General features: G+C 71.2%; 27 protein-coding genes. 12 read left to right on the top strand and 15 right to left on the bottom strand.

The annotated features are described in order from the left end of the window. Positions 1-34: 34 nt before the first annotated feature. A complete protein-coding gene (locus tag ACZ7M2_RS35720) occupies positions 35-226 on the bottom strand; it encodes a DUF1918 domain-containing protein (RefSeq protein WP_067365648.1) in 192 nt (63 codons plus the stop codon). Between the two features lie 44 nt (positions 227-270). Continuing rightward, on the bottom strand, positions 271-1,209 hold the full coding sequence (locus ACZ7M2_RS35715) for a DMT family transporter (protein ID WP_471598803.1): 939 nt from the start codon (positions 1,207-1,209) through the stop codon (positions 271-273). On the opposite strand from ACZ7M2_RS35715, the gene ACZ7M2_RS35710 reads away from it, so the two are divergent. From ACZ7M2_RS35710 to ACZ7M2_RS35700, 3 genes are all read left to right on the top strand, one after another. Next, on the top strand, positions 1,112-2,644 hold the full coding sequence (locus tag ACZ7M2_RS35710; protein WP_471598802.1) for an aminotransferase-like domain-containing protein: 1,533 nt from the start codon (positions 1,112-1,114) through the stop codon (positions 2,642-2,644). The genes ACZ7M2_RS35715 and ACZ7M2_RS35710 overlap by 98 nt on opposite strands. 74 nt (positions 2,645-2,718) lie before the next feature. Continuing rightward, a complete protein-coding gene (locus ACZ7M2_RS35705; protein WP_471598801.1) occupies positions 2,719-2,931 on the top strand; it encodes a carotenoid oxygenase family protein in 213 nt (70 codons plus the stop codon). Between the two features lie 144 nt (positions 2,932-3,075). Then, positions 3,076-3,660, top strand: a complete 585-nt coding sequence (locus ACZ7M2_RS35700; protein ID WP_471598800.1) for a histidine phosphatase family protein — start codon at positions 3,076-3,078, stop codon at positions 3,658-3,660. Here ACZ7M2_RS35700 and ACZ7M2_RS35695 read toward each other — a convergent pair. Continuing rightward, entirely contained in the window at positions 3,657-4,124 is a 468-nt protein-coding gene (locus tag ACZ7M2_RS35695; RefSeq protein ID WP_471598799.1) for a DUF6314 family protein, read from the bottom strand. The genes ACZ7M2_RS35700 and ACZ7M2_RS35695 overlap by 4 nt on opposite strands. Positions 4,125-4,278: 154 nt before the next feature. Between ACZ7M2_RS35695 and ACZ7M2_RS35690 the strand changes: the two genes are divergently transcribed. Continuing rightward, entirely contained in the window at positions 4,279-6,756 is a 2,478-nt protein-coding gene (locus ACZ7M2_RS35690; RefSeq protein ID WP_471598798.1) for an alpha-L-arabinofuranosidase C-terminal domain-containing protein, read from the top strand. Here ACZ7M2_RS35690 and ACZ7M2_RS35685 read toward each other — a convergent pair. From ACZ7M2_RS35685 to ACZ7M2_RS35675, 3 genes are all read right to left on the bottom strand, one after another. Then, positions 6,743-7,186, bottom strand: coding sequence for a carboxymuconolactone decarboxylase family protein (locus ACZ7M2_RS35685; protein ID WP_067365679.1), 444 nt, complete (start codon positions 7,184-7,186; stop codon positions 6,743-6,745). The two genes, ACZ7M2_RS35690 and ACZ7M2_RS35685, sit on opposite strands and share 14 nt — an antisense overlap. Then, complete coding sequence (locus ACZ7M2_RS35680) at positions 7,183-7,596, bottom strand: MerR family transcriptional regulator (protein ID WP_471598797.1); 414 nt, start codon at positions 7,594-7,596, stop codon at positions 7,183-7,185. Before ACZ7M2_RS35680 ends, ACZ7M2_RS35685 begins: the two co-directional genes overlap by 4 nt. A gap of 113 nt (positions 7,597-7,709) precedes the next feature. Then, positions 7,710-8,507 (bottom strand): LysR family substrate-binding domain-containing protein, encoded by a 798-nt coding sequence (locus ACZ7M2_RS35675; protein ID WP_471598796.1) that lies wholly within the window; start codon positions 8,505-8,507, stop codon positions 7,710-7,712. A 57-nt stretch (positions 8,508-8,564) separates the two neighbouring features. Here ACZ7M2_RS35675 and ACZ7M2_RS35670 point away from each other — a divergent pair, with 57 nt between their 5' ends. Further along, positions 8,565-8,993 (top strand): DUF5997 family protein, encoded by a 429-nt coding sequence (locus tag ACZ7M2_RS35670; protein ID WP_471598795.1) that lies wholly within the window; start codon positions 8,565-8,567, stop codon positions 8,991-8,993. Between the two features lie 196 nt (positions 8,994-9,189). On the opposite strand, the gene ACZ7M2_RS35665 is transcribed toward ACZ7M2_RS35670, so the two are convergent. Continuing rightward, positions 9,190-9,933: a VOC family protein gene (locus ACZ7M2_RS35665; protein ID WP_471598794.1), complete on the bottom strand. Its 744-nt coding sequence runs from the start codon at positions 9,931-9,933 to the stop codon at positions 9,190-9,192. Positions 9,934-10,026: 93 nt separating this feature from the next. On the opposite strand from ACZ7M2_RS35665, the gene argC reads away from it, so the two are divergent. Genes argC through ACZ7M2_RS35640 form a run of 5 tightly spaced genes read left to right on the top strand, consistent with a single transcriptional unit; the run spans position 10,027 to position 14,869 of the window. Further along, positions 10,027-11,055 (top strand): N-acetyl-gamma-glutamyl-phosphate reductase, encoded by a 1,029-nt coding sequence (gene argC, locus ACZ7M2_RS35660; protein ID WP_099923716.1) that lies wholly within the window; start codon positions 10,027-10,029, stop codon positions 11,053-11,055. Further along, positions 11,052-12,203, top strand: coding sequence for a bifunctional glutamate N-acetyltransferase/amino-acid acetyltransferase ArgJ (argJ, locus tag ACZ7M2_RS35655; protein WP_471598793.1), 1,152 nt, complete (start codon positions 11,052-11,054; stop codon positions 12,201-12,203). Before argC ends, argJ begins: the two co-directional genes overlap by 4 nt. Beyond that, positions 12,200-13,120: an acetylglutamate kinase gene (gene argB / locus ACZ7M2_RS35650; RefSeq protein ID WP_471598792.1), complete on the top strand. Its 921-nt coding sequence runs from the start codon at positions 12,200-12,202 to the stop codon at positions 13,118-13,120. The genes argJ and argB overlap by 4 nt, the downstream gene beginning before the upstream one ends. Further along, a complete protein-coding gene (locus ACZ7M2_RS35645; RefSeq protein WP_471598791.1) occupies positions 13,117-14,322 on the top strand; it encodes an acetylornithine transaminase in 1,206 nt (401 codons plus the stop codon). Before argB ends, ACZ7M2_RS35645 begins: the two co-directional genes overlap by 4 nt. Positions 14,323-14,332: 10 nt before the next feature. Continuing rightward, positions 14,333-14,869 carry an arginine repressor gene (locus ACZ7M2_RS35640; protein ID WP_101406180.1) on the top strand — a complete coding sequence of 179 codons (537 nt, stop codon included), beginning with the start codon at positions 14,333-14,335 and terminating at the stop codon, positions 14,867-14,869. Positions 14,870-14,965: 96 nt separating this feature from the next. Here the strand turns inward: ACZ7M2_RS35640 and ACZ7M2_RS35635 are convergent, their stop codons facing one another. The 5 genes from ACZ7M2_RS35635 to ACZ7M2_RS35615 form a co-directional block, all read right to left on the bottom strand. After that, positions 14,966-15,703, bottom strand: a complete 738-nt coding sequence (locus ACZ7M2_RS35635) for an FAD:protein FMN transferase (protein WP_471598828.1) — start codon at positions 15,701-15,703, stop codon at positions 14,966-14,968. A gap of 43 nt (positions 15,704-15,746) precedes the next feature. Continuing rightward, positions 15,747-16,571 carry an FMN-binding protein gene (locus tag ACZ7M2_RS35630; RefSeq protein ID WP_471598790.1) on the bottom strand — a complete coding sequence of 275 codons (825 nt, stop codon included), beginning with the start codon at positions 16,569-16,571 and terminating at the stop codon, positions 15,747-15,749. 19 nt (positions 16,572-16,590) lie between these two features. Then, the gene (locus ACZ7M2_RS35625) at positions 16,591-17,970 is read right to left on the bottom strand and encodes a ferredoxin reductase family protein (protein WP_471598789.1); all 1,380 of its coding nucleotides are present in this window, start codon (positions 17,968-17,970) and stop codon (positions 16,591-16,593) included. An 81-nt stretch (positions 17,971-18,051) separates the two neighbouring features. Beyond that, the gene (locus tag ACZ7M2_RS35620) at positions 18,052-18,555 is read right to left on the bottom strand and encodes an FMN-binding protein (RefSeq protein WP_471598788.1); all 504 of its coding nucleotides are present in this window, start codon (positions 18,553-18,555) and stop codon (positions 18,052-18,054) included. A 7-nt stretch (positions 18,556-18,562) separates the two neighbouring features. Beyond that, the gene (locus ACZ7M2_RS35615) at positions 18,563-19,933 is read right to left on the bottom strand and encodes a ferredoxin reductase family protein (protein WP_471598787.1); all 1,371 of its coding nucleotides are present in this window, start codon (positions 19,931-19,933) and stop codon (positions 18,563-18,565) included. Between the two features lie 184 nt (positions 19,934-20,117). On the opposite strand from ACZ7M2_RS35615, the gene ACZ7M2_RS35610 reads away from it, so the two are divergent. Continuing rightward, complete coding sequence (locus tag ACZ7M2_RS35610; RefSeq protein WP_190169750.1) at positions 20,118-20,870, top strand: response regulator transcription factor; 753 nt, start codon at positions 20,118-20,120, stop codon at positions 20,868-20,870. Next, on the top strand, positions 20,867-22,387 hold the full coding sequence (locus tag ACZ7M2_RS35605; RefSeq protein ID WP_471598786.1) for a sensor histidine kinase: 1,521 nt from the start codon (positions 20,867-20,869) through the stop codon (positions 22,385-22,387). Before ACZ7M2_RS35610 ends, ACZ7M2_RS35605 begins: the two co-directional genes overlap by 4 nt. Here the strand turns inward: ACZ7M2_RS35605 and ACZ7M2_RS35600 are convergent. The 3 genes from ACZ7M2_RS35600 to ACZ7M2_RS35590 form a co-directional block, all read right to left on the bottom strand. Continuing rightward, entirely contained in the window at positions 22,384-23,073 is a 690-nt protein-coding gene (locus ACZ7M2_RS35600; protein WP_471598785.1) for a L,D-transpeptidase family protein, read from the bottom strand. The two genes, ACZ7M2_RS35605 and ACZ7M2_RS35600, sit on opposite strands and share 4 nt — an antisense overlap. Before the next feature lie 3 nt (positions 23,074-23,076). Then, a complete protein-coding gene (locus ACZ7M2_RS35595; protein WP_351429833.1) occupies positions 23,077-23,664 on the bottom strand; it encodes a pyridoxamine 5'-phosphate oxidase family protein in 588 nt (195 codons plus the stop codon). A 134-nt stretch (positions 23,665-23,798) separates the two neighbouring features. Then, the gene (locus ACZ7M2_RS35590) at positions 23,799-24,665 is read right to left on the bottom strand and encodes a hypothetical protein (protein ID WP_471598784.1); all 867 of its coding nucleotides are present in this window, start codon (positions 24,663-24,665) and stop codon (positions 23,799-23,801) included. Positions 24,666-24,833 lie beyond the last annotated feature (168 nt).

The following is a 24,833-nucleotide window of genomic DNA, read 5'->3' as shown; positions in this document are numbered from 1 at the left end:
CGCATGTCTACAGCGGGTCCTCGTGCCCGAATGTCTACAGCGGGTCCTTGTGACGGATTTCCGAGTCGGGGCCCGGTGAGCAGACCGCCTCGTGCCCGTCCGTGAAGCGCACGCGGTACGGGGGCGTGCCCTCCGTTCCTATTACTTCGGTGATCTCCGCGACCTTGTCGTGCTGTCCGACAACCCTGCCGTGCTGCACGAGCTTGTCGCCCACGTCTGCATGCATCTGAAGGGTCTCCTCGTCATCTGCGGGAGTAACGGTCCTGGGGCTCAGCCCCGCGCTCGCTGGGTGAGCGCGATGCAGATCAGCACGGCCGCGGCCGTCAGCGGCGCGGCCGGTGTGAGCTGCTCGCCGAGGAGCAGTACCGACCACACCAGTGTGAGCAGCGGCTGCGCCAGCTGCAACTGGCTGGCCTTGGGAATTCCGATCGCCGCCATCCCGCGGTACCAGACGACCAGACCCAGGAACTGCGATCCGACGGCCACCCACAGCAGCCCCGCCACGCTGTGCGCCGACAGATGGACCGGCTCGTACGACAGCGCCACCAGCGCGCCGGGCACCGACAGCGGCAGACACAGGACCAGCGCCCAGCCGATGACCTGCCACCCCGGCATGGTCCGGGCGAGCCGGCCGCCCTCCGTATAGCCGGCGGCGCAGATCAGCAGCGCCCCGAAGAGATAGGCGTCCGCGCTGCTCAGCGCCCCACCGCTCTGCTGCACGGTGAACGCGATCACCGCGGCCGCGCCCGCGAGGGCGGCGCCCCAGAACATCCGTGAGGGCCGCGCGCCGGTCCGCAGCGCCGACAGCAGCGCGGTCGTCAGCGGCAGCAGCCCGACGACCACGGCCGCGTGGGCGGTGGTGGACGTCTGCAGCGCGAGCGTCGTCAGCAGGGGGAAGCCGAGCACGACACCGGCGGCCACCACGGCGAGCCCCGCCCAGTGCCGGCGGGCCGGTACGGGCACGCGCAGCGCCAGCAGACAGCCGCCCGCGATGACGGCGGCGAGCACGCTGCGCACGGCCACCAGCGACCAGGGGCCGAATCCCTCCAGGCCCCAGGCGGTGGCGGGGAAGGTGAGGGAGAAGGCGGTGACGCCGAGGGCGGCCTGGAGGGTGCCGGAGCGGCGGTCCGCCGAGGGCTCCGGCTCGGGCGTCCTGGGCGCGCTGACCGCTATCCCGATCTGGTCGATAGCGCTACTCTGTACTGTCATGCAAGAGCGTAGCAGTGTCGGAGATCTGGCGAATCAGCTGCGGCGGGAGCTGAAGCGCTACTCGCCAGGTGGAAAGCTGCCATCGAGCCGGGCACTCGTCGAGCGGTTCCGGGTCAGCCCGGTGACGGTGTCACGGGCACTGGCTCAGCTCGCCGCCGAGGGGCTGGTGGTGACCCGGCCGGGCGCCGGTGCGTTCCGCGCGCGCCCGCGTACGGCCGCCGCGCCCGCCGGGGACACCTCCTGGCAGGAGGTCACGCTGAGCGCGGACGCCGCGACGGAACTCGTCCCGCGCACGGTGGACGCCTCCGGGGTCCTCGCCTCGCTCGCCGCCCCGCCGCCCGGCGTCGTCGAGTTCAACGGCGGCTATCTGCACCCCTCGCTCCAGCCCGAGCGGGCCATGGGTGCGGCCCTGTCGCGGGCGGGCCGGCGTCCCGGCGCCTGGTCGCGGCCGCCGATGGAGGGGCTGACGGAGCTGCGTGAGTGGTTCGCGCGAGGGATCGGCGGTGCGATCACCGCCGCGGAGGTGCTCGTCACGGCCGGCGGCCAGTCCGCGCTGACCACCGCGCTCAGGGCACTCGCCCCGCCGGGGGCACCGGTCCTGGTCGAGTCGCCCACCTACCCGGGCATGCTGGCGATCGCCCGCGCGGCGGGCCTGCGGCCGGTACCCGTACCGGTCGACGCGGACGGGGTGAAACCGGACCTGCTCGCCGACGCCTTCAGGGCGACCGGCGCCCGGGTGTTCGTCTGCCAGCCGCTGTTCCAGAACCCGACCGGCGCCGTGCTCGCCCCCGACCGGCGCGCCGAGGTGGTGCGGATCGCGCGCGAGGCGGGCGCGTTCGTCATCGAGGACGACTTCGTACGACGACTGGTGCACGAGGACGCGGGGCCGCTGCCGCGTCCGCTGGCCGCGGAGGACCCTGACGGGGTCGTCGTGCACGTCTCCTCCCTGACCAAGGCGACCTCTCCGAGCTTCCGGGTCAGTGCGTTGGCCGCGCGGGGTCCGGTCCTCGATCGACTGCGTGCCATCCAGGTCGTGGACACCTTCTTCGTGCCGCGTCCCCTTCAGGAGGCCGCGCTCGAACTGGTCGGCTCGCCCGCCTGGCCCCGTCATCTGCGGGCCGTGTCCGCCGAGTTGAGGAATCGCCGCGACACGATGACGACCGCGCTCCGGCTGACGCTCCCCGAACTCGCCCTGCCCCACATCCCCTCCGGCGGTTACCACCTTTGGCTCCGCCTGCCCGACGGCACCGACGAGTCCGCCCTGGTCTCCGCGGCCCTCCGCGAGGGCGTGGCCGTCGCGCCCGGCCGCCCCTACTTCAGCGCGGAGCCCCCTGCGGGGCACCTCCGGCTGAGTTTCGCGGCGGTCGGGGGGACGGGGGAGATCACGGAGGGGGTACGACGGCTGAGGGCGGCGTGCGACGGGGTACTGCGGTGACTGGCGCCGACGCGGATGCGCCGGCACCCAAGAGTGTGAGTGGTTGAGTACTCAGCCATCGGCGCCTTCGCGGCGTGTGGCTACTGGGGCACCACCACGACCGAGGTGGCGAAGACGGCCGGCATCTCACCGTCGTCTCCGACCTCGAGCAAGACGCCTCCCAGCTCCTGGTCCTGGATGCCTCAGGCCTCGACCGGATCGCGACGGTCCACCTCCCGCGCCGGGTCACCGGCGGCATCCACGGCTCCTGGATCCCCGACCCCGGCCTCGACACCTCCGCCGGCTGACCGCCAGTGGCCCCTGGGGGATCCCCCGGGGGCCCGGCCCCGCCCCGCCGATGGGTCCGCTTCGGCAAGCACATTCCGCCAAGCCTGCGTATACCTTGCGTAACGCCTCTTGACCTGCGGAGTCCCGCGCTCCACGATCGCCGCATGCATCTTCGGGTCACTTTCGTCGCCGCCGCTCGCAGCACCTCGCTGCTGGCCGAACGCTTCGAGGACGACCGGCCGCTTGACCAGGCCGGCTGGGACGAAGTGCAGCGTGCCGCCCCGGAACTGGTGCCACTGGCGGCGGCCGAGCTGCGCTACTGCTCGCCGACCCCGCGCAGCCGCGCCACCGGCGACGCCCTCGGGTACGCGCCGCTGGCGCAGCCCGCGCTGCGCGACTGCGACATGGGCCGCTGGCGCGGCTTCACGCTGGGGGAGGCGATGGCCCGCGAGCCGTCGGCGGTCGACGCCTGGCTCGCCGATCCGCGCTCCGCCCCGCACGGCGGCGAGTCCCTGACGTCCTTCATCTCCCGCGTCGGCGGCTGGCTCGACACCCGCCCGGCGGACGACGGCAGCCGGATCGTCGCGGTGGCCGAACCCTCGGTGGTGCGGGCCGCGCTCGTCTACGCGCTCAAGGCCCAGCCCTCGACGTACTGGAACATCGACGTCCGCCCCCTGTCGACGATCACCCTCACCGGCGTCAACGGCCGCTGGAACCTGCGCCTGGAAGGCGTGCCGCAGCACGCCTAGGGCAGCCGTGTGTAGTCGGTCGTGAGGACCAGGTCCTTGGCGGGGCCGCCCACCCGCCACACCGTGCGCCAGTGGTTCTCGTCCCGCACCGTGAACTCGCCCCGGTAGAGGTCCGCCGCGCACGGGTGGTCGGCGACGTACCGGCCGGTGCTCAGATCCAGGTCGTGGAAGGGGCGGCCGTCGGAGAACTGGACGAGGGCTGCCGCCGGGCTCGGCCCCGGCAGGAACCGCAGCGTGCGTTCGGCGGGCCGAGGTGTGCCCTGCCACACGAACGTGCCGGATTCCTGGTGCAGAAGTCCGTGCGGAGCTCCCGGTCCCTCCAGCGGTCCCTCCAGCGGGCCGAAAACCGTCGTCCCCGTGAACCGCCCCTCCGCACCGCTCACGAGATCCCGCACCGAGCGCTCCACCCGCCAGCTCCCGCCCAGGTGGGCGAGCACGTCCGTCACTGGCCAGAACTCGCCCATACCGTTCCGCTCTCCGTCCCATGCGATGCTGCGCGACCCATTGACGCGCTCTGACCCCCTCCCTATCTTGCCGTTCGAAGTATTGATCGCTGTCCGGAATATCGAACAAATCAAGACCTCGAACAACTCAACACCACAGAGCCGCGGAGCATCCATGTCACGCACTCGCACCCGTTGGAGACTCGGACTCACGGCCACCGCACTCCTGGTGGCCTCAGCCGTCGTTCCCGGGCCCGCCCACGCCGCCGCCGACGTCACCGACTACGCGATCACCGTCGACCCGAAGGGCTCGGGCGCGAAGATCGACGACTCCATGTACGGCGTCTTCTTCGAGGACATCAACCGCGCCGCGGACGGCGGACTGTACGCGGAGCTCGTACAGAACCGGTCGTTCGAGTACAGCACTGCCGACAACAGGTCCTATACGCCGCTCACCTCCTGGGCCACCACGGGCACCGCGACGACCGCGGACGACGACGGGCGCCTGAACGCCCGCAACCGCACCTACCTCGCCCTGGGCGCAGGCTCGTCCGTCACCAACTCCGGGTACAACACCGGGATCAGGGTCGAGAGCGGCAAGACGTACGACTTCTCGGTCTGGGCCCGCGCGGAGGCGAGGGCGCCGCTCACCGTGACCCTGCACGACGCCGACGGCGCGCTCGCCGAGGCCCGGCAGGTCACCGCGCGCGGCGGCTGGGCCAAGTACCGGGCCAGGTTCACCGCCACCCGCGACAGCGCCACCGGGAGCCTCACCGTCGCCGCCGACGCTCCCGTCGCGCTCGACATGATCTCGCTGATCCCCCGGGACACGTACAAGGGCCACGGCCTGCGCAAGGACCTCGCCGAGAAGATCGCCGCCCTGCACCCCGGCTTCGTGCGCTTCCCCGGCGGCTGCCTGGTCAACACCGGCAGCATGCAGGGCTACGACGAGGCCTCGGGCTACCAGCGCCAGCGCTCGTACCAGTGGAAGGACACCATCGGCCCGGTCGAGCAGCGCGCCACCAACTCCAACTTCTGGGGCTACAACCAGAGTTACGGGCTCGGCTACTACGAGTACTTCCAGTTCGCCGAGGACATCGGCGCGATGCCGCTGCCCGTGGTGCCCGCGCTCGTCACCGGCTGCGGCCAGAACAAGGCCACCGACGACGACGCGCTCCTCAAGCGCCACATCCAGGACACCCTCGATCTCATCGAGTTCGCCAACGGGCCGGTGACCAGCGAATGGGGCAGCAAGCGGGCGGCGATGGGCCACCCGAAGCCCTTCCACCTCACCCACCTCGAAGTCGGCAACGAGGAGAACCTCCCCGACGAGTTCTTCGCCCGCTTCAAGCAGTTCCGGGCCGCCATCCAGGCCAAGTACCCGAACATCAAGGTGATCTCGAACGCCGGACCCGACGACTCCGGCACCACTTTCGACACCGCCTGGAAGCTCAACAAGGAAGCGAACGTCGACATGGTCGACGAGCACTACTACAACAGCACCCAGTGGTTCCTGCAGAACAACGACCGCTACGACTCCTACGACAGGAACGGCCCCAAGGTCTTCCTCGGCGAGTACGCCTCCGGTGGCAACACCTTCAAGAACGCCCTCGCCGAGGCCGCGTACATGACCGGTCTGGAGCGCAACGCGGACGTCGTCAAGCTCGCCTCGTACGCCCCGCTGCTCGCCAACGAGGACTACGTGCAGTGGCGGCCCGACATGATCTGGTTCAACAACCACGCCTCGTGGGGCTCGGCCGACTACGAGGTGCAGAAGCTGTTCATGAACAACGTCGGCGACCGGGTGGTGCCGTCGACGGCCACCACCACGCCCTCGCTGAGCGCGCCCATCTCCGGCGCCGTCGGCCTGTCGACCTGGGCGACCACGGCGGCGTACGACGAGGTGAAGGTGACCGGCGCCGACGGCACCACGCTGCTCAGCGACGACTTCAGCGGTGACGCCTCCCGGTGGACCCACACGGGCGGCGGGAGCTGGAGCGTGCAGGACGGCCAGTACGTGCAGACCGACGTGGGCGCCGAGAACACCATGGTGTCGGCGGGCGACCCGGCCTGGCACGACTACGACCTGCACGTGAAGGCCACCAAGAAATCCGGCAAGGAGGGCTTCCTCGTCGCCTTCGGCGTCAAGGACACCGGTAACTACTACTGGTGGAACCTCGGCGGCTGGAACAACACCACCACCGCGGTCGAACAGGCCGTGGACGGCGGCAAGTCGACCCTGATCTCCAAGCCCGGCACGATCGAGACGGGCAAGGCGTACGACGTCGACATCAAGGTCCGTGGCCGGCAGGTGACCCTCTACCTGGACGGCCAGGAGTGGGGGAGCTTCAAGGACGACAAGCCCGCGGAGCCGTTCCGTCAGGTCGTCACGCGGGACGCGCGGACCGGCGATCTGATCGTCAAGGTCGTCAACGCGCAGGCGGCGGACGCCCGTACCGCGATCGACCTGGGCGGGGCGAAGGCGGCCCGCAAGGCCGCCGTCACCACCCTCCAGGCCACGCCGGAGGCGGTGAACTCGGAGACGGTGACCGCGGTCGCCCCCGTGAAGTCCACCTTCGACGGCGTCGCGGACAAGTTCACCTACACCTTCCCGGCGAACTCCGTGACCTTCCTGCGGATCAGGCAGCGGTAGCCGGAGGCGTGGGCTGCTGTCCGGCGGGCAGCAGCCCACGCTCGGCGAAGACCTTCTTCGCGACCAGGCTCGCGTTCATCGCCTTCGGTATGCCGCAGTAGACGGCCGAGTGCAGCAGCGACTCCACGATCTCGTCCGGGGAAAGACCCACGTTGAGGGCCGCGTTGACGTGCACCTCCAACTGGATCTCACAGCCGCCGAGCGCGGTGAGCATGCCGAGCGTCACCAACTGGCGGTCGCGTGGGGCCAGTCCGGGCCGGTCGTAGATGTCGCCGAAAGCCCAGGAGACGATCTGGTGGCCGAGTTCGGGATTGATGTCGCCGAGCGCGTCGACGACGCGCTGTCCCGCCTCGCCGTCGACGCGCTTGAGGACCTCCAGGCCGTGCTCGAAACGCTCCTCGCGTGTGGTGGCGGTGTTCGTGAGCGTCATGAGAGTTCGTCCGATCCCGGCTGGTCGAGCAGCCGTTCGTAGTGATCGATCTTGTCGTCGAGGGAGGCCGCGTTGCGGCGCAGCGCCCGGATACGGTCCGCGAGGCCGGCGCGGTGCTCCCGGAGCATCGCGAGCCGGTCGGGAACCGTGGCGTCGCCGCGCGCCCGCAACTCGGCGAACCGCTGCATGTCCGCGATCGACATGCCCGTCTCGCGCAGCCGGATGAGGAACTCCAGCCAGGCCAGGTCGGCCGCCTCGTAGCGCCGCTGGTTCCCGGTGGTCCGGCCGACCCGTTGGATCAGGCCGGCCTTCTCGTAGTACCGCAGCGTGTCGTGCGAGAGTCCGGTGTGCTCGACGACCTGGGCGATCGTGAGCGTCGGCTCCTGCGGGAGGGGCTGTTCGCTGGTCATGGAGAAACCGTAGAACCTGGAGTGTGCTCCAGGTCAAGCTTCCTCTGTCACGCGATCCTGGGCTTCATCAGCCGGGCAATCCCGGAGAGGGGCCGACCGCGTTTCGGCCCAGGTCAGGAACGACGGCGGGGCTTGCCCCGCTTGGCGCCGCCCTTGGCGCCTCCGGAACCGCCGCCGCGGGGGTTGCGGCCGGTCGTCGACTTGCCGGACGACGTGCCCGCGGCGGGCTTGCGCCGTGCGCCGCCGCCCGTCTCGGGACGCTTGGCCTTCGTCGGGGCGGCGGGCGTCGCCGGTGCCTGGGCGCGTCCCCGTGAGCTGTTGACGGTCCGGCCGCGGACGATCCCGATGAAGTCCTCGACCAGGTCGGTGGTCGCGTCCTGTGGCCAGGACAGCGCGACGCGTGACTCCGGGGCGTCCGTGACCGGCCGGTAGGTGAGGTCTTTGCGGTGGTGCAGGCGGGCGAGGGACTGGGGGACGACGAGGAGCCCGATGCCCGCCGCCACGAGTTCGACGGCGTCCGCCGTGGTGGCGGGGCGCTCGAACGCGGGCTGCCCCGGCGGACGCTCCCAGTCGAGCGTGTCGTCGAGGGGGTGCAGCACGATCTCGTCGGCGAGATCCTCGGAGGTCACCTCGTCGACCGCCGCCACGATGTGGTCCTTGGGGACCACGACCACCGTCGTCTCGGTGTAGAGGGGGATCGCGCTGAGGTCCTCCCGGTCGACCGGCAGCCGGACGAATCCGGCGTCGGCGCCGCGGCCCCGCAGCAGGTCGAACGCCTCGTCGGTGGAGACCGCGACGAGCGTGAGGGGGATGTCGGGCAGCCGCTCGTTCCAGATCCGCACCCACTTCGTGGGCGTCACTCCCGGGACATAGGCGAGCCGGAACGAAGGGGGTACTTCCGAGCCTGTCACCTCGCCAGGCTATCGGTCGTGGTCGGAGGTCGCGCACACGCTCGATACCCTTGACGCATGACGTCGCACCAGACCACCCAGACCATGAAGCCCGCCACCGCGGCGAAGAAGCTGGGTGTGTACCTCGAGGCCACCCCCGCCGAGTTCCAGGAGGGCGTCGTCTCGCGCGCCGAGCTGAACGCCCTGCAGGCCGATCCGCCCGCGTGGCTCCAGGAGCTGCGACGCAACGGCCCGCACCCCCGGCCCGTGGTCGCCGCGCGGCTGGGCATCTCCATCGCCGGGCTCGCCCGCGGCGGGGTCACCGAGGCGCTCACCACGGAGCAGATCGACGCCCTGAAGCAGGAGGACCCGGGATGGCTGCGCCGGGAGCGCAGCACCCAGGCCGAGGTCCGCAAGGAAGAGGTCCGCATCAAGGAGAAGCGCGCGGAGCAGCACGCTGAGCGGAGCACGGAGCGCGCCGCTCAGCCCCGCACCTCCCGCTCCTGACCCCGCCCCGCGCGCGTCCGCGGCCCGGCGCCACCCACCGCTCACTGTCCCGCCACCGACCCGAAGGCGTCGTCCGCCCGCACCCCGCTCCGCGGTGGATCCAGCCGCCCGGGTGGCGACCCCTCGGGTGCCGGCCGATCGTTCCTCCCGGCCGGCGGCCCTGCCCCCGATCCTGCTGAGTCGTTGAGGCTCCCTGTCAGGACCGGCCGAGGACGCAGAACTCGTGGCCCTCGGGGTCGGTCAGGCACGTCCACGGGACATCGCCCTGGCCGAGGTCGAGGTCGGTGGCGCCGAGGGCCCGCAGCCGGGCCACCTCCGCTGCTTTGTCGTCACCGGGGTAGGGCAGCAGGTCGAGATGGACGCGGTCCGGCACGGTCTTCACGCCGGGCCTGCGGAGGAACTCGAGATACGGGCCGACCCCCTTGGCGGAGCGCAGCACCGCATGGTCGTCGGTCACGTCATGCAGGGTCCAGTCCGTCGCCTCACCCCAGAACCGGGCCATGGCCCGCGGATCCACGCAGTCGACCACCACCGCGGCGATCGGTCCGGTGTCCCGGTAGATCTCCCGGGGCTCCAGTACGCAGAACTCGTTGCCCTCCGGGTCGGCGAGGACCGTCCACGGCACGTCGCCCTGGCCCACATGGGCGGGCGTCGCACCGAGAGCTCTCAGGCGTGCGACCAACTCCGCCTGATGGGCCGCGGAGGTGGTGGCGAGATCGAGGTGCACACGGTTCTTGGTCGTTGTCTTGGGTTCCGGGACGGTGACGACGTCGATGCAGACGGCGACCGGGTCCGGCCAGACGAAGCCGCCGCCGGGTTCCACATTGGTCACGCCGGGGCCTTCGCTGGAAACACCCCAGCCGAGCGCCTCCGCCCAGAACCGGCCGACCGCCGCGTCATCAAGAGCCTTTATGTTCACCTGAACAGGTCTCAGTGCCATGCCGGCGATCCTATGCGCCCGCTCCTCACGCGCGGATGGATTGCATAAACGTGCAGCGAAACGTATAGTCATGCCATCTAGGAGGAGGGTTCCATGGTGGTACGCGCAGCAGTGGCGGGAGCGAGTGGGTACGCGGGCGGCGAAGCCCTGCGTCTGCTTCTGGCGCACCCCGAGGTCGAGATCGGCGCCCTGACGGGCAACTCCAACGCGGGCCAGCGCCTCGGCGCACTGCAGCCGCACCTGCTGCCGCTGGCCGACCGAGTCCTCCAGGAGACCACCCCGGACGTCCTCGCCGGCCACGACGTCGTCTTCCTCGCGCTGCCCCACGGGCAGTCCGCCGCCGTCGCCGAGCAGCTCGGCCCGGACGTCCTCGTCGTCGACATGGGCGCCGACTTCCGGCTCAAGGACCCGGCGGACTGGGAGAAGTTCTACGGCTCCGCGCACGCCGGCACCTGGCCCTACGGCCTTCCCGAACTGCCGGGCGCCCGCGCCGCGCTGGAGGGGTCCAAGCGCATCGCGGTGCCCGGTTGCTACCCGACGGCCGTCTCCCTCGCCCTCTTCCCGGCGTACGCGGCCGCACTCGCCGAACCCGAGGCCGTGATCGTCGCCGCGTCCGGGACCTCCGGCGCGGGCAAGGCGGCCAAGCCCCATCTGCTCGGCAGCGAGGTCATGGGCTCCATGTCCCCGTACGGAGTCGGTGGCGTCCACCGGCACACCCCCGAGATGATCCAGAACCTCGGCGCGGCGGCGGGGGAGCCGGTCACCGTCTCCTTCACACCCACCCTCGCGCCGATGCCCCGGGGCATCCTCGCCACATGCAGCGCGAAGGCGCGTGAAGGGGTCACCGGCGAGTCCCTGCGCGCCGCCTACGAGAAGGCGTTCGCCGACGAACCCTTCGTCCACCTGCTGCCCGAGGGGCAGTGGCCCGCCACCGCGTCCGTCTACGGTTCCAACGCCGTTCAGGTCCAGGTCGCGTACGACGAAGCGACGCACCGCATCATCGCGATCAGCGCCATCGACAACCTGACCAAGGGCACGGCCGGCGGGGCCGTGCAGAGCATGAACATCGCCCTCGGGCTTCCCGAGGAAACGGGTCTTTCCACGATCGGAGTCGCACCGTGAGCGTCACCGCTGCCAAGGGCTTCACCGCCTCCGGCATCGCAGCAGGCATCAAGGAGAACGGCAACCCGGACCTGGCCCTCGTGGTCAACAACGGGCCCCGCCTCGCCGCTGCGGGCGTCTTCACCTCCAACCGCGTGAAGGCCGCGCCGGTCCTCTGGTCCGAGCAGGTCCTCAAGAGCGGTCAGGTCTCCGCCGTGATCCTCAATTCCGGCGGTGCCAACGCCTGCACGGGCCCCAAGGGCTTCCAGGACACGCACGCGACCGCCGAGAAGGTCGCCGCGGTCCTCGATGTCAACGCGGGCGAGGTCGCCGTCGCGTCGACCGGGCTCATCGGCGTACTCCTGCCGATGGACAAGCTGCTGCCCGGGGTCGAGACAGCCGCCGCCCAGCTCTCCGCGCACGGCGGCGAGAAGGCCGCCATCGCCATCAAGACCACCGACACCGTGCACAAGACCGCGGTGCGCACGGGCGACGGCTGGACCGTCGGCGGCATGGCCAAGGGCGCGGGCATGCTCGCCCCCGGCCTCGCCACCATGCTCGTCGTGCTGACGACGGACGCGGACCTCGACTCCGAGACCCTCGACAAGGCGCTGCGCGCCGCCACCCGCACCACCTTCGACCGCGTCGACTCCGACGGCTGCATGTCGACCAACGACACCGTGCTGCTGCTCGCCTCCGGCGCCGCCGAGGCCACCCCGGAGTACGCGGAGTTCGCCGAGGCCGTACGGAAGGTCTGCGACGACCTCGGCCAGCAGCTCATCCGGGACGCCGAGGGCGCAAGCAAGGACATCAAGATCGAGGTCGTGAACGCCGCGAGCGAGGACGACGCCGTCGAGGTGGGCCGCTCCATCGCCCGCAACAACCTCCTCAAGTGCGCGATCCATGGCGAGGACCCCAACTGGGGACGCGTGCTGTCCGCGATCGGCACGACCGGCGCCGCCTTCGAGCCCGACCAGCTCAACGTCGCCATCAACGGCGTCTGGGTCTGCAAGAACGGTGGCGTCGGCGAGGACCGCGAGCTCGTCGACATGCGCTACCGCGAGGTCCACATCGTCGCCGACCTCGCCGCGGGCTCCCAGGCCGCCACGATCTGGACCAACGACCTCACCGCGGACTACGTCCACGAGAACAGCGCCTACGCGTCATGAGCAATGTGACGCGGAAGCACACCGCACTGCCCAAGGCCCGGATCCTCATCGAGGCACTCCCGTGGCTGACCCGCCACAACGGCAAGACGGTCGTCATCAAGTTCGGCGGAAACGCCATGGTGAACGAGGAGCTGAAGGCCGCCTTCGCCCAGGACGTGGTGTTCCTGCGGCAGGCCGGCCTCAAGCCCGTCGTCGTGCACGGCGGCGGTCCGCAGATCAGCGCCGCCCTCGACCGGCACGGCATCGTCAGCGAGTTCAAGGCGGGCCTGCGCGTCACCACCGAGGACGCCATGGACGTCGTACGCATGGTCCTGGCCGGTCAGGTGCAGCGTGAGCTGGTCGGACTGCTCAACCAGCACGGGCCGCTCGCCGTCGGCATGACCGGCGAGGACGCGCACACCATCACCGCCATCAAGCACCAGCCCGAGATCGACGGGGAGTTGGTCGACATCGGGCGGGTGGGTGAGATCACCGCGATCGACACGGGCGCGATCGAGGCACTGCTCGCCGACGGCCGGATCCCGGTCGTCTCCTCGATCGCCCGGAGCCAGGACGACGGACATGTCTACAACGTCAATGCTGATACGGCGGCTGCGGCTCTCGCTGCGGCACTGGGCGCCGAAACCCTCATGGTCCTCACGGACGTCGAGGGCCTCTACGAGGACTGGCCCGACAGCGACGAGGTGATCAGCCGCCTGACCGCCTCCGAACTGGAGAAGCTGCTGCCCGAGCTGGCCAGCGGCATGGTGCCGAAGATGGAGGGCTGTCTGCACGCCGTGCGCAACGGCGTCACCACGGCTCGCGTCATCGACGGCCGGGTCCAGCACTCGATCCTGCTGGAGATCTTCACCGACGAGGGGATCGGCACGATGGTCGTGCCGGACGCACGCCCCGATGAACAGGGGGACGCCGAATGACCGGGAGCAACGCGGAGCTCACCCAGCGGTGGCAGGGCGCGCTCATGGACAACTACGGCACCCCGCGGCTGCCGCTCGTCCGCGGCGAGGGCACCCGGCTGTGGGACGCCGACGGCAAGGAGTACCTCGACTTCGTCGGCGGTATCGCGGTCAACGCGCTCGGCCACGCCCACCCTGCGATCGTCGAGGCCGTGAGCCGGCAGATCGCCTCCCTCGGCCATGTCTCCAACCTCTTCGTCGCCGAGCCGCCCGTCGCGCTCGCCGAACGGCTGCTCCAGCTCTTCGGGCGCGAGGGCCGGGTCTACTTCTGCAACTCGGGCGCCGAGGCCAACGAGGGCGCCTTCAAGATCGGCCGGCTCACCGGCCGGGGCCACATGGTGGCGACCCACGGCGGTTTCCACGGCCGCACCATGGGCGCCCTCACGCTCACCGGCCAGCCCGGCAAGCAGGAGCCGTTCCTGCCGCTGCCCGGTGACGTCACGCACGTGCCCTACGGGGACGCGCAGGCGCTGGCCGCGGCGGTCACCGAGGACACCGCCCTGGTGATCATCGAGCCGATCCAGGGCGAGAACGGCGTGGTCGTACCCCCGCCCGGCTACCTCAAGGCCGCCCGCGCGATCACCGCCGCCACCGGCAGCCTCCTCGTCCTCGACGAGGTGCAGACCGGCATCGGCCGCACCGGACCCTGGTTCGCCTACCAGGACCACGAAGGTGTCCTGCCGGACGTCGTCACCCTCGCGAAGGGGCTCGGCGGCGGACTCCCGCTCGGCGCGACCGTCGCCTTCGGCCGGGCCGCCGAGCTGCTGAAGCCCGGCCACCACGGTTCGACCTTCGGCGGCAACCCGGTCGTCTGCGCCGCAGGACTCGCCGTCCTCGACACGATCGCGTCCGAGGGGCTCCTCGAGAACGTGAAGGCCGCGAGCGAGAAACTGCGGGGCGGAATCGAGTCACTCGGCAACCCGTTGATCGACCATGTCCGGGGTGCGGGCCTGCTCCTGGGTATCGTGCTCACCGAGCCGCTCGCGCCCCAGGTGCAGCAGGCGGCTCAGGACGCCGGTCTCCTGGTCAACGCGCCCGCCCCCGATGTCGTACGGCTGATGCCCCCGCTGAACCTGAGCGACGACGAGGTGGACGCGTTCCTCCAGGCCCTTCCCGGTGTCCTCGACGCGGTAGCCAACGGGGACGGACGAGCCAAAGAATGAGACGACGACGATGAGTCAGGCGCAGGATCACGAGCACGTCGGGCCTGCCGTGCCGCAGACCCGCACCGCACGCCACCGCCGGATCGTGGACATCCTCAACCGGCAACCGGTGCGCTCCCAGAGCCAGTTGGCGAAGCTCCTCGCCGACGACGGGCTGAGTGTCACGCAGGCGACGCTCTCCCGGGACCTGGACGAGCTGAACGCGGTGAAGATCCGCAACAACGACGGCGACCTCATCTACGCGGTGCCGAGCGAGGGCGGTTTCCGCACCCCGCGCGCACCGCTGGGGGAGTCGGCGAAGGAGGAGCGGATGCGGCGGCTCTCGGCGGAGCTGCTGATCTCCGCGGAGGCGTCCGCGAACCTCGTGGTTCTCCGTACCCCGCCGGGGGCGGCGCAGTTTCTCGCCTCCGCCATCGACCAGGCCGAGCTGCAGGACATTCTCGGGACGATCGCGGGTGACGACACGCTGCTGTTGATCAGCCGGAATCCCACCGGGGGCCAGGCTCTGGCCGATCACTTGTTGCGGCTGGCCCAGAACAATCACTGAGCGGTACGACGGTGGAGGCGCACCCCGGGTCGGGGCGCGCCTCCACCGTCGTTCTCGGGTGCGGGCCGTGTGTGGTTCCTCGCGCCCCTGAAAGCCTCACCCCAGGCGTTGAGCCAAGCCCCCCGTGCACCGCACCTCGTCTCCCGCCGTGATCAGTAAGGCCTCGATGTCGGGGAGGGACTCCAGCCAGGCCAGGCCCTCCCTGGAGCCCATCGCGAAAGCTGCTGTCGCCCAGGCGTCCACCCAGGTCAGGCAGGGACCCACCACGGTCACGGCGACCAGGTCGGTGACCGCGGAGCGGCCGGTGCGGGGGTCGACGATGTGCGCGCCGCGCTCGGCGGTGCCGGAGGTGGCCACCGACAGTTCGTCGACACCGGCCGCGGAGACCACGGCCGCGAGTGAACCGGGACGCAGCGGGTCCGAGACGCCGACCCGCCACGGGCGGTGCGTGCCGGGCGAGCCGAGCAGCTGGACGTCGCCGCCGCCGTTCACACTGACTCCGATCGCGCCGGCCGCCGCGAGGTGACGGGCCACGCGCTCGGTCGACCAGCCCTTCACGATCCCGGTCGGATCGAGCGCGCCCTCGTACGTCGAGCTGAACCAGCCGTCGCTGACCCGCTCCGCCTCGGCACACAGGCCGAGCACCTCGGCGACCTCCGGATCGCACTCCTCGACCGTCAGCTCCCCACGCGCGACGCGCGAGATCTGGCTGTCCTCCCGATAGGTGCTGAACACCTCGTCCACCCGGTGGAGTTGGGTGACCGCCTCCTCCAACGCGGCCCGCACGGCCTCGGGTTCGCCGCCGCGCACGTCGAAGGAGAAGACGGTGCCCATGACCTCTTCCGCGTGCCGCAGGGCGGGCGGCTCCTGGTCCGGGTCAGCCACCGGCCTTGTCCAGGGCCGACTGCAGGGACTGCTTGTAACCGGTGCTGGTGTAGGTGGCACCGGAGACGGCGTCGATCTTCGCGTTCCCGGCCGCGACCGCCTCCTGGTTGAGCTTGGGCACGGCCATCGCGGTCTTCTGGTCGCTCAGCCCGCCCTTGGGCGCCTGCACGGCCTCCGACTTGGTGATCTTTCCGCCGCTGACGGTGATACGGACCTGGACCGCCCCGTACTGGGTCTGGGCGACGCTTCCGGTGACCGTCTTGGCCTGTGCGGCGGGCGCCTGGGACGAGGAGCCGGCGGAACCGGCACCCGCGGACCCGGTCGATCCCGCGGCTCCCGAGGAACCGCCGCCGCTCGCCTTGGCCTTGTCGAGGGCCGACTGCAGCGACTTCTTGTATCCGGCGCTCGTGTAGCTGGCACCCGACACCGCGTCGATGTTCGCGCTGCCCGCGGCGACGGCCTCCTGGTTCAGCTTGGGCACGGAGGCGTTGCTGACCTCGGTGCTGCGTCCGCCGCTGGGAATCTGGACGACCTCGGACTTGGTGATCTTTCCGCCGCTGACGGTGATACGGACCTGGACCGGCCCGTACTGGGTCTGCGCGACATCGCCGGTGACCGTCTGGGCCCCCGTGGACGACTGCTGCGCGCTGCCGCCCTGGGGCGACTCCTGACCCGCCACCGACTGCTGGGGCGCGGCACCCTGTGCCGACGCGGACGCCGGATCGGAGGCGGGCTTCAGCGACAGCAGCAGGACGATTCCGGACACGGTGGCGGCGCCGGCCAGCACGACACGCCGCAAGGGGTGGCTCTTCTTCATCGCTCCTGACTCCCGTCGCTCACATCTCGAACGACTCGTGATGGATGCGGCGGGCGGGGACCCCCGCGCCGCGCAGTGCTTCGTAGACCTGCTGCGCGAAGCCGGGCGGCCCGCACATGAAGACGTCGTGGTGGTCGATGTCCGGCAGCTTGCGGCTCAGCGTCTCCGCCGAGATGTCCGGGCGCTCGCCCTCGGGGCTGTTCACCGCGTACATCAGCCGGGCCCCGCGCTCCTCGGCGATCGCCGCCAGCTCGTCCCACAGGGCCAGGTCCTGGGTGGTGTTGGCCCGGTACAGCAGCGTCAGGTCGCCCGCCGCGCCGGGCAGCGTCTCGAACAGCGCGCGCATCGGAGTGATGCCGACCCCGCCCGCCACCAGCAGCACCTTGCCGCGGCTGCGCTTGCCCGCGGTGAGCGCCCCGTACGGGCCCTCGGCCCAGACCCGGGTGCCGGGCCGCAGGTCGCGCAGCGCCGAGCTGTGGTCGCCGATCGCCTTCACCGTGATGCGCAGCATGTTGGGGCGGGGCGCCGCCGACAGCGAGTACGGGTGCGAGCTGAGCCGCATGCCCGGTGCCAGGAAGCGCCAGCGGAAGAACTGTCCGGCCTCGGCACCCATGCGGTGCAGCTTGCGCCCGCTGATCAGCACCGAGACGATCCCGGGGGTCTCCTCGATCACGGCCTCGACCCGCATCCGGTGCTTCAGGTTCAGCCGGATCGGCGAGAGGATGCGGTACCAGATCACCAGGGCCGTCACCGACCCGTACAGCCCGTACCAGACCGTCTTGGCGGTCGGCTCGACGGCGAACTCGTTGCCCGTGGACAGTTGGTGCCAGAACGTCAGGAAGACGGCGGCGTAGGTGAGCAGGTGGATGTGGTACCAGGTGTCGTAGCCCATCCTGCGGCGCACCGGGCCCATGGAGAGCAGGCCGATCAGGAACAGCAGACCGGTGCCGATCGCCGCCTTGCCCATGTCGGGCAGCTGGTTGATCGAGTCGATGGTCTGCTGGACGATGTCGCCGAAGCTCTTGCCGGCCTGCAGCGCGTAGCCCCACATGATCAGCACGAGGTGCGCAAGCACCAGACAGATCGTGTACCGGCCGCTCATGGCGTGCCAGCGCGCCACCCGGTCCGAGCCCACCCGGCGCTCCAGGGCGGGCACCCGGGCCATCTGCAGCACCACCAGCGCCATCAGATACCCCGCGAGCAGCCCGGTGATCCGGCCGGCGTTGAGGATCTTGCTGTTGTCGTCGGCGATGGACGGGGTGTTGCTCCACCACAGCCAGATGACCCCGGCCGCGCCCGCCCCGACGGCGAGCAGCAGTGGGACGGCGGGGGAGCGTCGTGGGCGAATACGGCGCAAGGTCTGGCGCCGCGCGGCGCGGCCACCGGCGATCGTGGACACGGTTCCTCCGTGGTCGTCCGTGGGGACGGGGCTAGGGGAGAGGCCCCTGGCCCAGAGATACGGCGCCCGACGGCCGTGCGTTCAGAGGCCTGCCGAGTCCAGTGCCGATTGGAGGGACTGCTTGTATCCGTCGCTGGTGTACGAGGCCCCCGAGACGGAGTCGATTCGGGCGCTCTGGGCGGCCAGCGCCTCCCTCCTGAGCTGGGGAATGGCGTAACTGTTGATCTCCTGGTCCCGTGGGTTGTCCGTGGGGTAGGAGACCGCGGTCACATCGGTGATCTTGCCGTTCTTCAGCGTGACGCGCACCTGGACGGGGCCCCAGCGGGTCTGGACCGTGTCACCGGTGACGGTCTTGGTGCCCGTGCTCTTCGTGCTCCCGGACGAGCCTTCCGAGGAGCTGCCGGAAGAGCTTCCGGGGGCAGGTGACCGGGACGGCGACGGTGACTGTCCGGCGGAGGACGACGCCTGCGCCACGGTCGGCGGGGTGTGCGGCTTGAGCGACAGCAGCAGGACGAAACCGGTGACGGTGGTGGCGGCCGCCAGTGTCACCCGGCGCAGCGGACGGTGCTTCTTCAGGGCGTGCACGGTGACCTCACAGCTCGAACGACTCGTGGTGGATACGGCGGTCGGGGACCCCGGCCGCGCGCAGCGCCCCGTACAGGTCCCGCGCCATGGCGGGCGGACCGCACAGATAGACGTCGTGCCCGGCGAGACCGGGCACGCAGGCCCGCAGGGAATCGGCGGTGAACCGCGGACGTGTCCCGTCGGCGCCGTTGACCGCGTACAGGACGCGCGCCCCGCGCCACCGCGCTATCGCCTCCAATTCGGCGCCGAGCGCGAGGTCCTCGGCCGTGCTCGCCCGGTAGAGCAGCGTCACCTCGCCGGGCCCGCCGGGCAGCGTCTCGAACAGGGCGCGCAGCGGTGTGATGCCGACGCCGCCGGCGATCAGCAGCGCCTTGCGTCCGGTGTGCCGCTCGGCGGTCAGCGCGCCGTAGGGGCCCTCCGCCCACACCCGGGTACCGGGCCGCAGCAGCCCCACGGCGGCACTGTGGTCGCCGAGCGCCTTCACGGTGATCCGCATCCGGTCGGGGCGCGGGGGCGCCGACAGCGAGTACGGCGTCGAGGTCCACCGCATCCCCTCCGAGAGGAACCGCCAGCGGAAGAACTGCCCTGCCTGGGCGTTCAGCTCGTCCAGCCGTTCCCCGCGTACGACGACGGAGAAGACGCCCGGCGTCTCGCGGTGCACGGACTCCACGCGCAGTTTGTGGCGCAGGTTGAGCCGCACCGGGACGAGCAGCCTGAACCACACCACCAGCGCTGCCGTCCCCAGGTAGAGCACGTACCAGGCGGCCTGGGCGGCGGTGTCGCCGACGAGGTCCGAGCCCAGCGCGAGCTGGTGGAAGAAGGTGAGGAACACGGCCACGTACGTCAGCAGGTGCAGGTAGTACCAGAAGTCGTGGCTGATCCGGCGGCGGGCCGCGCGCGCCGAGGTGATCCCGACCGCGAAGAGGATGAGCGTGCCGGTCGTGGCCTTGAGCATGTCCGGATAGTCGAACACCACGCTCAGCGTCTCGTGCACGATGCCCGCCCCGTCCTGGGCGGCGTACCCGAACAGGATCAGCGTGACATGCGCCACCAGCAGGCTGACCGTGTACCGGCCGGCCATGGCGTGCCAGCGGGCCACCCGGTCGGAGCCGATCCGCCGCTCCAACAGGGGCACCCGGGCCATCAGCGCCACGAGCACCGCGCAGCTGTAGCCGCACAGCAGCCCGGCGATCCGCCCGGCGTCCGTCAGCCACCCGGCGAGGCCCACCACCGACCGCGTGTCGTACCACCACAGGGCGACGACCGCGCCGGCCCCGGCCCACAGCAGGGCCAGCAGAGGCCCGGCGGGCGAGGGGCGCGGCCGTCCGCGTCCGCGAGACGGGCGAGGGACCGCTGTCCGCTCGTACACCGTGGTCATATGTCCGTCCTTCCGGCTGTCCGGGAGGAAACTGTGCTTCGGCAACTTCTGAGCCGCCTCTGAATGGGCGCCCTCGTCGCGGATTCACAGGAAACGCAGAGCGGCGCACGCGGCCCACTCAGAGGAAACTCAGAGGCGGGAGGGGTGCTGCCGGCTCCGGCGAGGGGCGATCCTGGAAGACGACATGAACACTCCCCGCTCCCGAGGCACCGGCCTGCCCGCGCTCACCCGCCCCGACGGCACCCCCGTACGCGTCCTCGTCGTCGACGACGATCCCGACCTGGCCGAGGTGCTCTCCGGCGCCCTGCGCTACGAGGGCTGGGAGGTCCGGACGGCGGGCGACGGGGCCTCGGCCGTCACCGAGGCACGCGAGCTGATGCCGGACGCCGTCGTCCTCGACGTGATGCTCCCGGACACCGACGGCTTCGCCGTGCTGCGCACCCTGCACACCGTGCACCCCGAGGTCTGTGTGCTCTTCCTCACCGCGCGGGACGCCGTCGAGGACCGCATCGCGGGCATCACCGCGGGCGGCGACGACTACGTGACCAAGCCGTTCAGCCTGGAGGAGGTCGTCGCTCGGCTGCGCGGCCTGCTGCGCCGCGCGGGCATGGCCCGGCAACTGGACGAGGGCCCGCGCCTGACCGTCGGCGACCTCGTGATGGACGAGGAGGCCCGCGAGGTGACCCGGGGCGGCGAACTGGTCGAGCTGTCGCCGACCGAGTTCGAACTGCTGCGCTTCCTGATGCGCAACCCGCGCCGGGTGCTCAGCAAGGCGCAGATCCTCGACCGCGTCTGGTCCTACGACTTCGGCGGCCAGGCCCATGTCGTGGAGCTGTACATCTCCTACCTGCGCAAAAAGGTGGACGCGGGCCGCGAGCCCATGATCCACACGGTGCGGGGCGCCGGGTACGTGATCAAGCCGGTGGCCGGACGATGAGCCGGCGCCGGTGGTCACGGGCGCGGGCGGTCGTACGTCGGCTGCCGCTCCCGCGCACGATGCGGGCCCGCCTCACCGCCGGGCTCCTGGTGCTGCTGGCCGTCAGCTGCGCCGCCGTCGGGGGGGCCGCGGTGTACGAACTGAACGGCTTCCTCACCGGCCGCCTCGACCAGCAGCTGCACGACGTGGGGGTACGGTTCCCCGCGAGCCTGGAGCACGGCACCGTCAAACCGTCGGACCATGACGGCGACGAGAACGGCGACACCCGGCGGCAGAGCACCGGCACGTTCGGCGCGCGGCTGGTCGGCCGGGACGTCACCAACGCGGCCGTCGTGCCCTCCGGCCAGAACATCACCGACCTGAACGTGTCCCTGACCACCTCCGACCGGCAGACCCTGGCCGGGATCCCCACCGACGGCCGCGCCCACACCGTCTGCCTGTCGGCACTCGGCGACTACCGCGTGCTGGCGGCGCGCGGACGGGACGGCGACGTCCTGGTCACCGGGCTGCCGAGGGAACCGGTCCGGGCCGCCGTGCACCGCCTGGAACTGGTCGCGGGCTGCGTCTTCGGCCTGGCCCTCGTGGTCGCCGGAATCGCCGGAGCCCTGTGGGTGCGCTGGTCGCTGCGCCCACTGAGCCGGGTCGCCGCGACCGCGACCCGCGTCAGCGAGCTGCCGCTCGCCAGCGGTGAGGTGGCGCTGCCGCCGCGTGCGCCGGAGCAGGACCCGCGCAGCGAGGTGGGCCGCCTCGCGGGCGCCTTCAACCGGATGCTCGGCCATGTCGAGGACGCCCTGACCAAGCGGCACGCGAGCGAGGAACGGCTGCGCAGCTTCGCGGCCGACGCCAGCCATGAGCTGCGCACGCCGGTCGCCTCGGTCCGCGGCCACGCCGAGCTGGCGCTGCTGCACCCGGACCCGGTGCCGCCCAAGGTCACCCGGGCCCTCGAACGCATCGCCGCCGAGTCGGCGCGGATGGGCGAGATGGTCGACGACCTGCTCCTGCTCGCCCGCCTCGACGCGGGCCGCCCGCTGGAGCGCCTTCCCGTCGACCTCACCCACCTGGTCCTCGACGCGGTCACCGACGCCCGCGCCGCGGGGCCCGACCATCGCTGGACGCTGGAACTCCCGGAGGAACCGGTCACGGTGACGGGCGACGCCCACCGCCTCCAACAGGTGTTGGCCAACCTGTTGGCCAACGCCCGTTGGCACACGCCCGTCGGTACCAAGGTCACGGTGTCCCTGGAGACCGACGCCGAAACGGCCGTCCTGACGGTCCACGACGACGGCCCGGGAGTCCCGCAGGACGTCCAGCCCGGCGTCTTCGAACGCTTCACCCGAGCCGATCGCCGCCGCACCGGTGGAGCGGGCGGTGGCGCGGGACTCGGCCTGTCCATCGTGGCGGCCGTGGTGGAGGCCCACGGCGGCACGGTCGGGCTGGACAGCCGTCCGGGGGCGACCACGTTCACGGTCCGACTGGGCGCCCCGCGTCCGCGGCGTGATCGGCCGGACAGGCCCTAGTAACGGGTGATCGCAGTCGCCCCACTCTCCGTCCCGATCGCGATACGCGGCCCCCGCGCGGGATCGACCCACGCGAGAATCCGCCGCATCGCGTCCTCCGGCACCGACACACAGCCGGCCGTCGCCCCGGCCCCGTCGACGTGCAGGAAGATTCCCGCCCCGCGCCCCCGCACGGGCCGCTCGTAGTTGAACCCCACGACCAGCGCGTACGCGTACTGCGTCTTGTACGCGATCAGATGCTCGGACTCGGACGCACGGCAGTCGGCCGGCCGCGGCTCGGTCCACCGGTTGTAGGAACGGGAGTCGTTGTCCTCGCACCACCAGGACTCCTCCCGCACCCGCCGGTAGGCAACCGCGGTCCCGGCCGACGCGGCCTTGATCCCGAAGGCGAACGGAAGGTCGTACAGCCCCGTGGGTGTGGTGTTCGATGCCTGCTTGCGTGAGCCCCCCTCCGCCAGCCCCTTCGTCCCGAAGCGCGCCGCCGCCGAACCGGCCTTCGCCCAGCGCCCGTCCCGCCGGTCCCACCAGGTGAGCGTGCCCGAAGTCGAGCCCTCGCGGGGCGCCTGAGCCGTGATCAGCTGGCTGCCACCACCGGTGTCCGCCATCTGCTCGGGGAGGCTGGGCGGATCGCTCGGGGCCAGGGCGAGCAGGGACGCGGACGCGAGGGCGGCGGCTGCGAGGCGCATGGCTCAGACCGTACGGGGAGGCAGCGGGAGCGGCAGCCCGGGCAGGCCGTCCAGGCTGGTCGCCACGTGGTCCTTCTTGGTGAAGTACTCGCTCAGCGAGGCGTCGTCCTCGCGCGCGAAGCGCTTGCCGTGCAGGTCGCGGTCCGCTTCGTACGACATGAAGGGCACCGCGTAGCCGCAGGTGTCCCGGACGAGTTCGGCGGTGACGACGATGATCGCGCGCAGGCCGTGCGGGGTCGGGTCGATGCCCGGGAAGTGCGTGAGCAGTTCCCCGAAGCGGGGGTCGTCGCGGAAGACGGGCTCGCCGTGGCCGTGCACCCGGACGATGTTCGGCGGGCCCTGGAAGGCGCACCACATGAGGGTGATCCGGCCGTTCTCCCGGAGATGCGCGATCGTCTCCGCGTTGCTGCCGGCGAAGTCCAGGTAGGCGACGGTGAGTTCGTCGAGGACGACGAACGAGCCCGTGAGGCCCTTGGGCGAGAGGTTGACCGTGCCGTCCCCTGACAGGGGTGCGGTCGCGGTGAAGAAGAGGGGCTGCGCCTCGATGAACGAACGCAGCCTGCCGTCTATGCGCTCATAAGTCTTTCCCATGTCTAATGATTATTGGGCAAGACCATTCGCCTGTCTAAGGAATTCACCCATCCGGGGCATGGGTTCATGCGGTGGACGGATCCGTGACCGCCGCGCCCCGGTCGGCGGACGGGGCGCGGCGGTCACGGAAGACGTCACTTGTTGAGCGTGCAGGTCGCGAGGGAGTCCAGACCCGTGGGCTTGGCCGCGGTACGGCCGATGGAGATGGCGATGCGGTCGATGGTCGACTTCCGCTTGTCCGCGAGGGGGCCGAGGATCGCGTTCTGCACGAAGTTCGGTCCGCCCTGGCCGACGGTGTTCGCGAGGCGGGTGTTCGCCTCGGTGATCTGGGTGTTCAGGAGGGTCAGGTTGCGGGTGACCTCGGCCTGCGCGGAGGCGGGGATCGCGGGCAGCTTCGACGCGACGTCCGGGCAGGTGATGGTGCCGGCGGCGGTGGTACTGCCGGTGTTACCCGTGGCGCCCGTGTTTCCGGTGTTCCCCGCGTTGCCGGCCTGCTGGGTGGCCGTCGCGCTCGGGGCCGCGGTGGCCGCGGCGCCGCCCGCGTTCACGCCGTTCGCGTTCAGGGTGCAGGGCGCGAGCGAGTCGAGACCCGTGGGCTTGGCCGCGGTGCGGCCGATCGCGGTGGCGATGCGGTTGATCGTCGCCACCCGCTTGTCCTTGAGGGGGCCGAGGATCGCGTTCTGGACGAAGTTGGGGCCGCCCTGGCCGACGGTGTCGACGAGCCGCTTGTTGGCCTCGGCGATCTGGGTGTCCAGAAGGGTGAGGTTGCGGGTGACCTCGGCCTGCGCGGAGGCGGGGATCGCGGGCAGGCTCGGCGCGACGGCCGGGCAGTTCACCGTGCCCGGGGAGGTCGCGGCCTTGGTGGTGGCGTTCGTGCTGCTCTTGGACGTCTCCCCGGCCAAGGCGTTGCCGGCGATCACGGCTCCGGAGAGCACCACCGCGGCGGTGCCGCCGATCATCAGGACGCGGCGCTTGTTGTACTTCGGAAGGGCCCTGGACATGCGGAAGCCTCACTCGGTTCGGGGGTGGGGGACCGTCCGGTGGTCGTCCGGGCGGTCCGTTGCTCGTCGCGCCTCGGTCCGCGAAGACCTCGGCGGCAAAACCTCTGCGTACAAAAACCTCGGTGTACAAAAACGCGGCGCCTGCGTTCGGGGAGAGGTACGAGAAAG

Source organism: Streptomyces sp. NPDC111507 (assembly GCF_055638955.1).
Note: the sequence above shows the minus strand (reverse complement) of the source record. Positions and strands in the feature narration are given on the sequence as shown.

Bases quoted from the DNA above. Each gene is read 5' to 3' on its own strand.
- ACZ7M2_RS35720 (WP_067365648.1), bottom strand. From the start codon at position 226: ATGCATGCAGACGTGGGCGACAAGCTCGTGCAGCACGGCAGGGTTGTC.
- ACZ7M2_RS35715 (WP_471598803.1), bottom strand. From the start codon at position 1,209: ATGACAGTACAGAGTAGCGCTATCGACCAGATCGGGATAGCGGTCAGC.
- ACZ7M2_RS35700 (WP_471598800.1), top strand. From the start codon at position 3,076: ATGCATCTTCGGGTCACTTTCGTCGCCGCCGCTCGCAGCACCTCGCTG.
- ACZ7M2_RS35695 (WP_471598799.1), bottom strand. From the start codon at position 4,124: ATGGGCGAGTTCTGGCCAGTGACGGACGTGCTCGCCCACCTGGGCGGG.
- ACZ7M2_RS35690 (WP_471598798.1), top strand. From the start codon at position 4,279: ATGTCACGCACTCGCACCCGTTGGAGACTCGGACTCACGGCCACCGCA.
- ACZ7M2_RS35685 (WP_067365679.1), bottom strand. From the start codon at position 7,186: ATGACGCTCACGAACACCGCCACCACACGCGAGGAGCGTTTCGAGCAC.
- ACZ7M2_RS35680 (WP_471598797.1), bottom strand. From the start codon at position 7,596: ATGACCAGCGAACAGCCCCTCCCGCAGGAGCCGACGCTCACGATCGCC.
- ACZ7M2_RS35670 (WP_471598795.1), top strand. From the start codon at position 8,565: ATGACGTCGCACCAGACCACCCAGACCATGAAGCCCGCCACCGCGGCG.
- ACZ7M2_RS35665 (WP_471598794.1), bottom strand. From the start codon at position 9,933: ATGGCACTGAGACCTGTTCAGGTGAACATAAAGGCTCTTGATGACGCG.
- argC (WP_099923716.1), top strand. From the start codon at position 10,027: ATGGTGGTACGCGCAGCAGTGGCGGGAGCGAGTGGGTACGCGGGCGGC.
- argB (WP_471598792.1), top strand. From the start codon at position 12,200: ATGAGCAATGTGACGCGGAAGCACACCGCACTGCCCAAGGCCCGGATC.
- ACZ7M2_RS35645 (WP_471598791.1), top strand. From the start codon at position 13,117: ATGACCGGGAGCAACGCGGAGCTCACCCAGCGGTGGCAGGGCGCGCTC.
- ACZ7M2_RS35640 (WP_101406180.1), top strand. From the start codon at position 14,333: ATGAGTCAGGCGCAGGATCACGAGCACGTCGGGCCTGCCGTGCCGCAG.
- ACZ7M2_RS35635 (WP_471598828.1), bottom strand. From the start codon at position 15,703: ATGGGCACCGTCTTCTCCTTCGACGTGCGCGGCGGCGAACCCGAGGCC.
- ACZ7M2_RS35630 (WP_471598790.1), bottom strand. From the start codon at position 16,571: ATGAAGAAGAGCCACCCCTTGCGGCGTGTCGTGCTGGCCGGCGCCGCC.
- ACZ7M2_RS35615 (WP_471598787.1), bottom strand. From the start codon at position 19,933: ATGACCACGGTGTACGAGCGGACAGCGGTCCCTCGCCCGTCTCGCGGA.
- ACZ7M2_RS35610 (WP_190169750.1), top strand. From the start codon at position 20,118: ATGAACACTCCCCGCTCCCGAGGCACCGGCCTGCCCGCGCTCACCCGC.
- ACZ7M2_RS35605 (WP_471598786.1), top strand. From the start codon at position 20,867: ATGAGCCGGCGCCGGTGGTCACGGGCGCGGGCGGTCGTACGTCGGCTG.
- ACZ7M2_RS35600 (WP_471598785.1), bottom strand. From the start codon at position 23,073: ATGCGCCTCGCAGCCGCCGCCCTCGCGTCCGCGTCCCTGCTCGCCCTG.
- ACZ7M2_RS35595 (WP_351429833.1), bottom strand. From the start codon at position 23,664: ATGGGAAAGACTTATGAGCGCATAGACGGCAGGCTGCGTTCGTTCATC.
- ACZ7M2_RS35590 (WP_471598784.1), bottom strand. From the start codon at position 24,665: ATGTCCAGGGCCCTTCCGAAGTACAACAAGCGCCGCGTCCTGATGATC.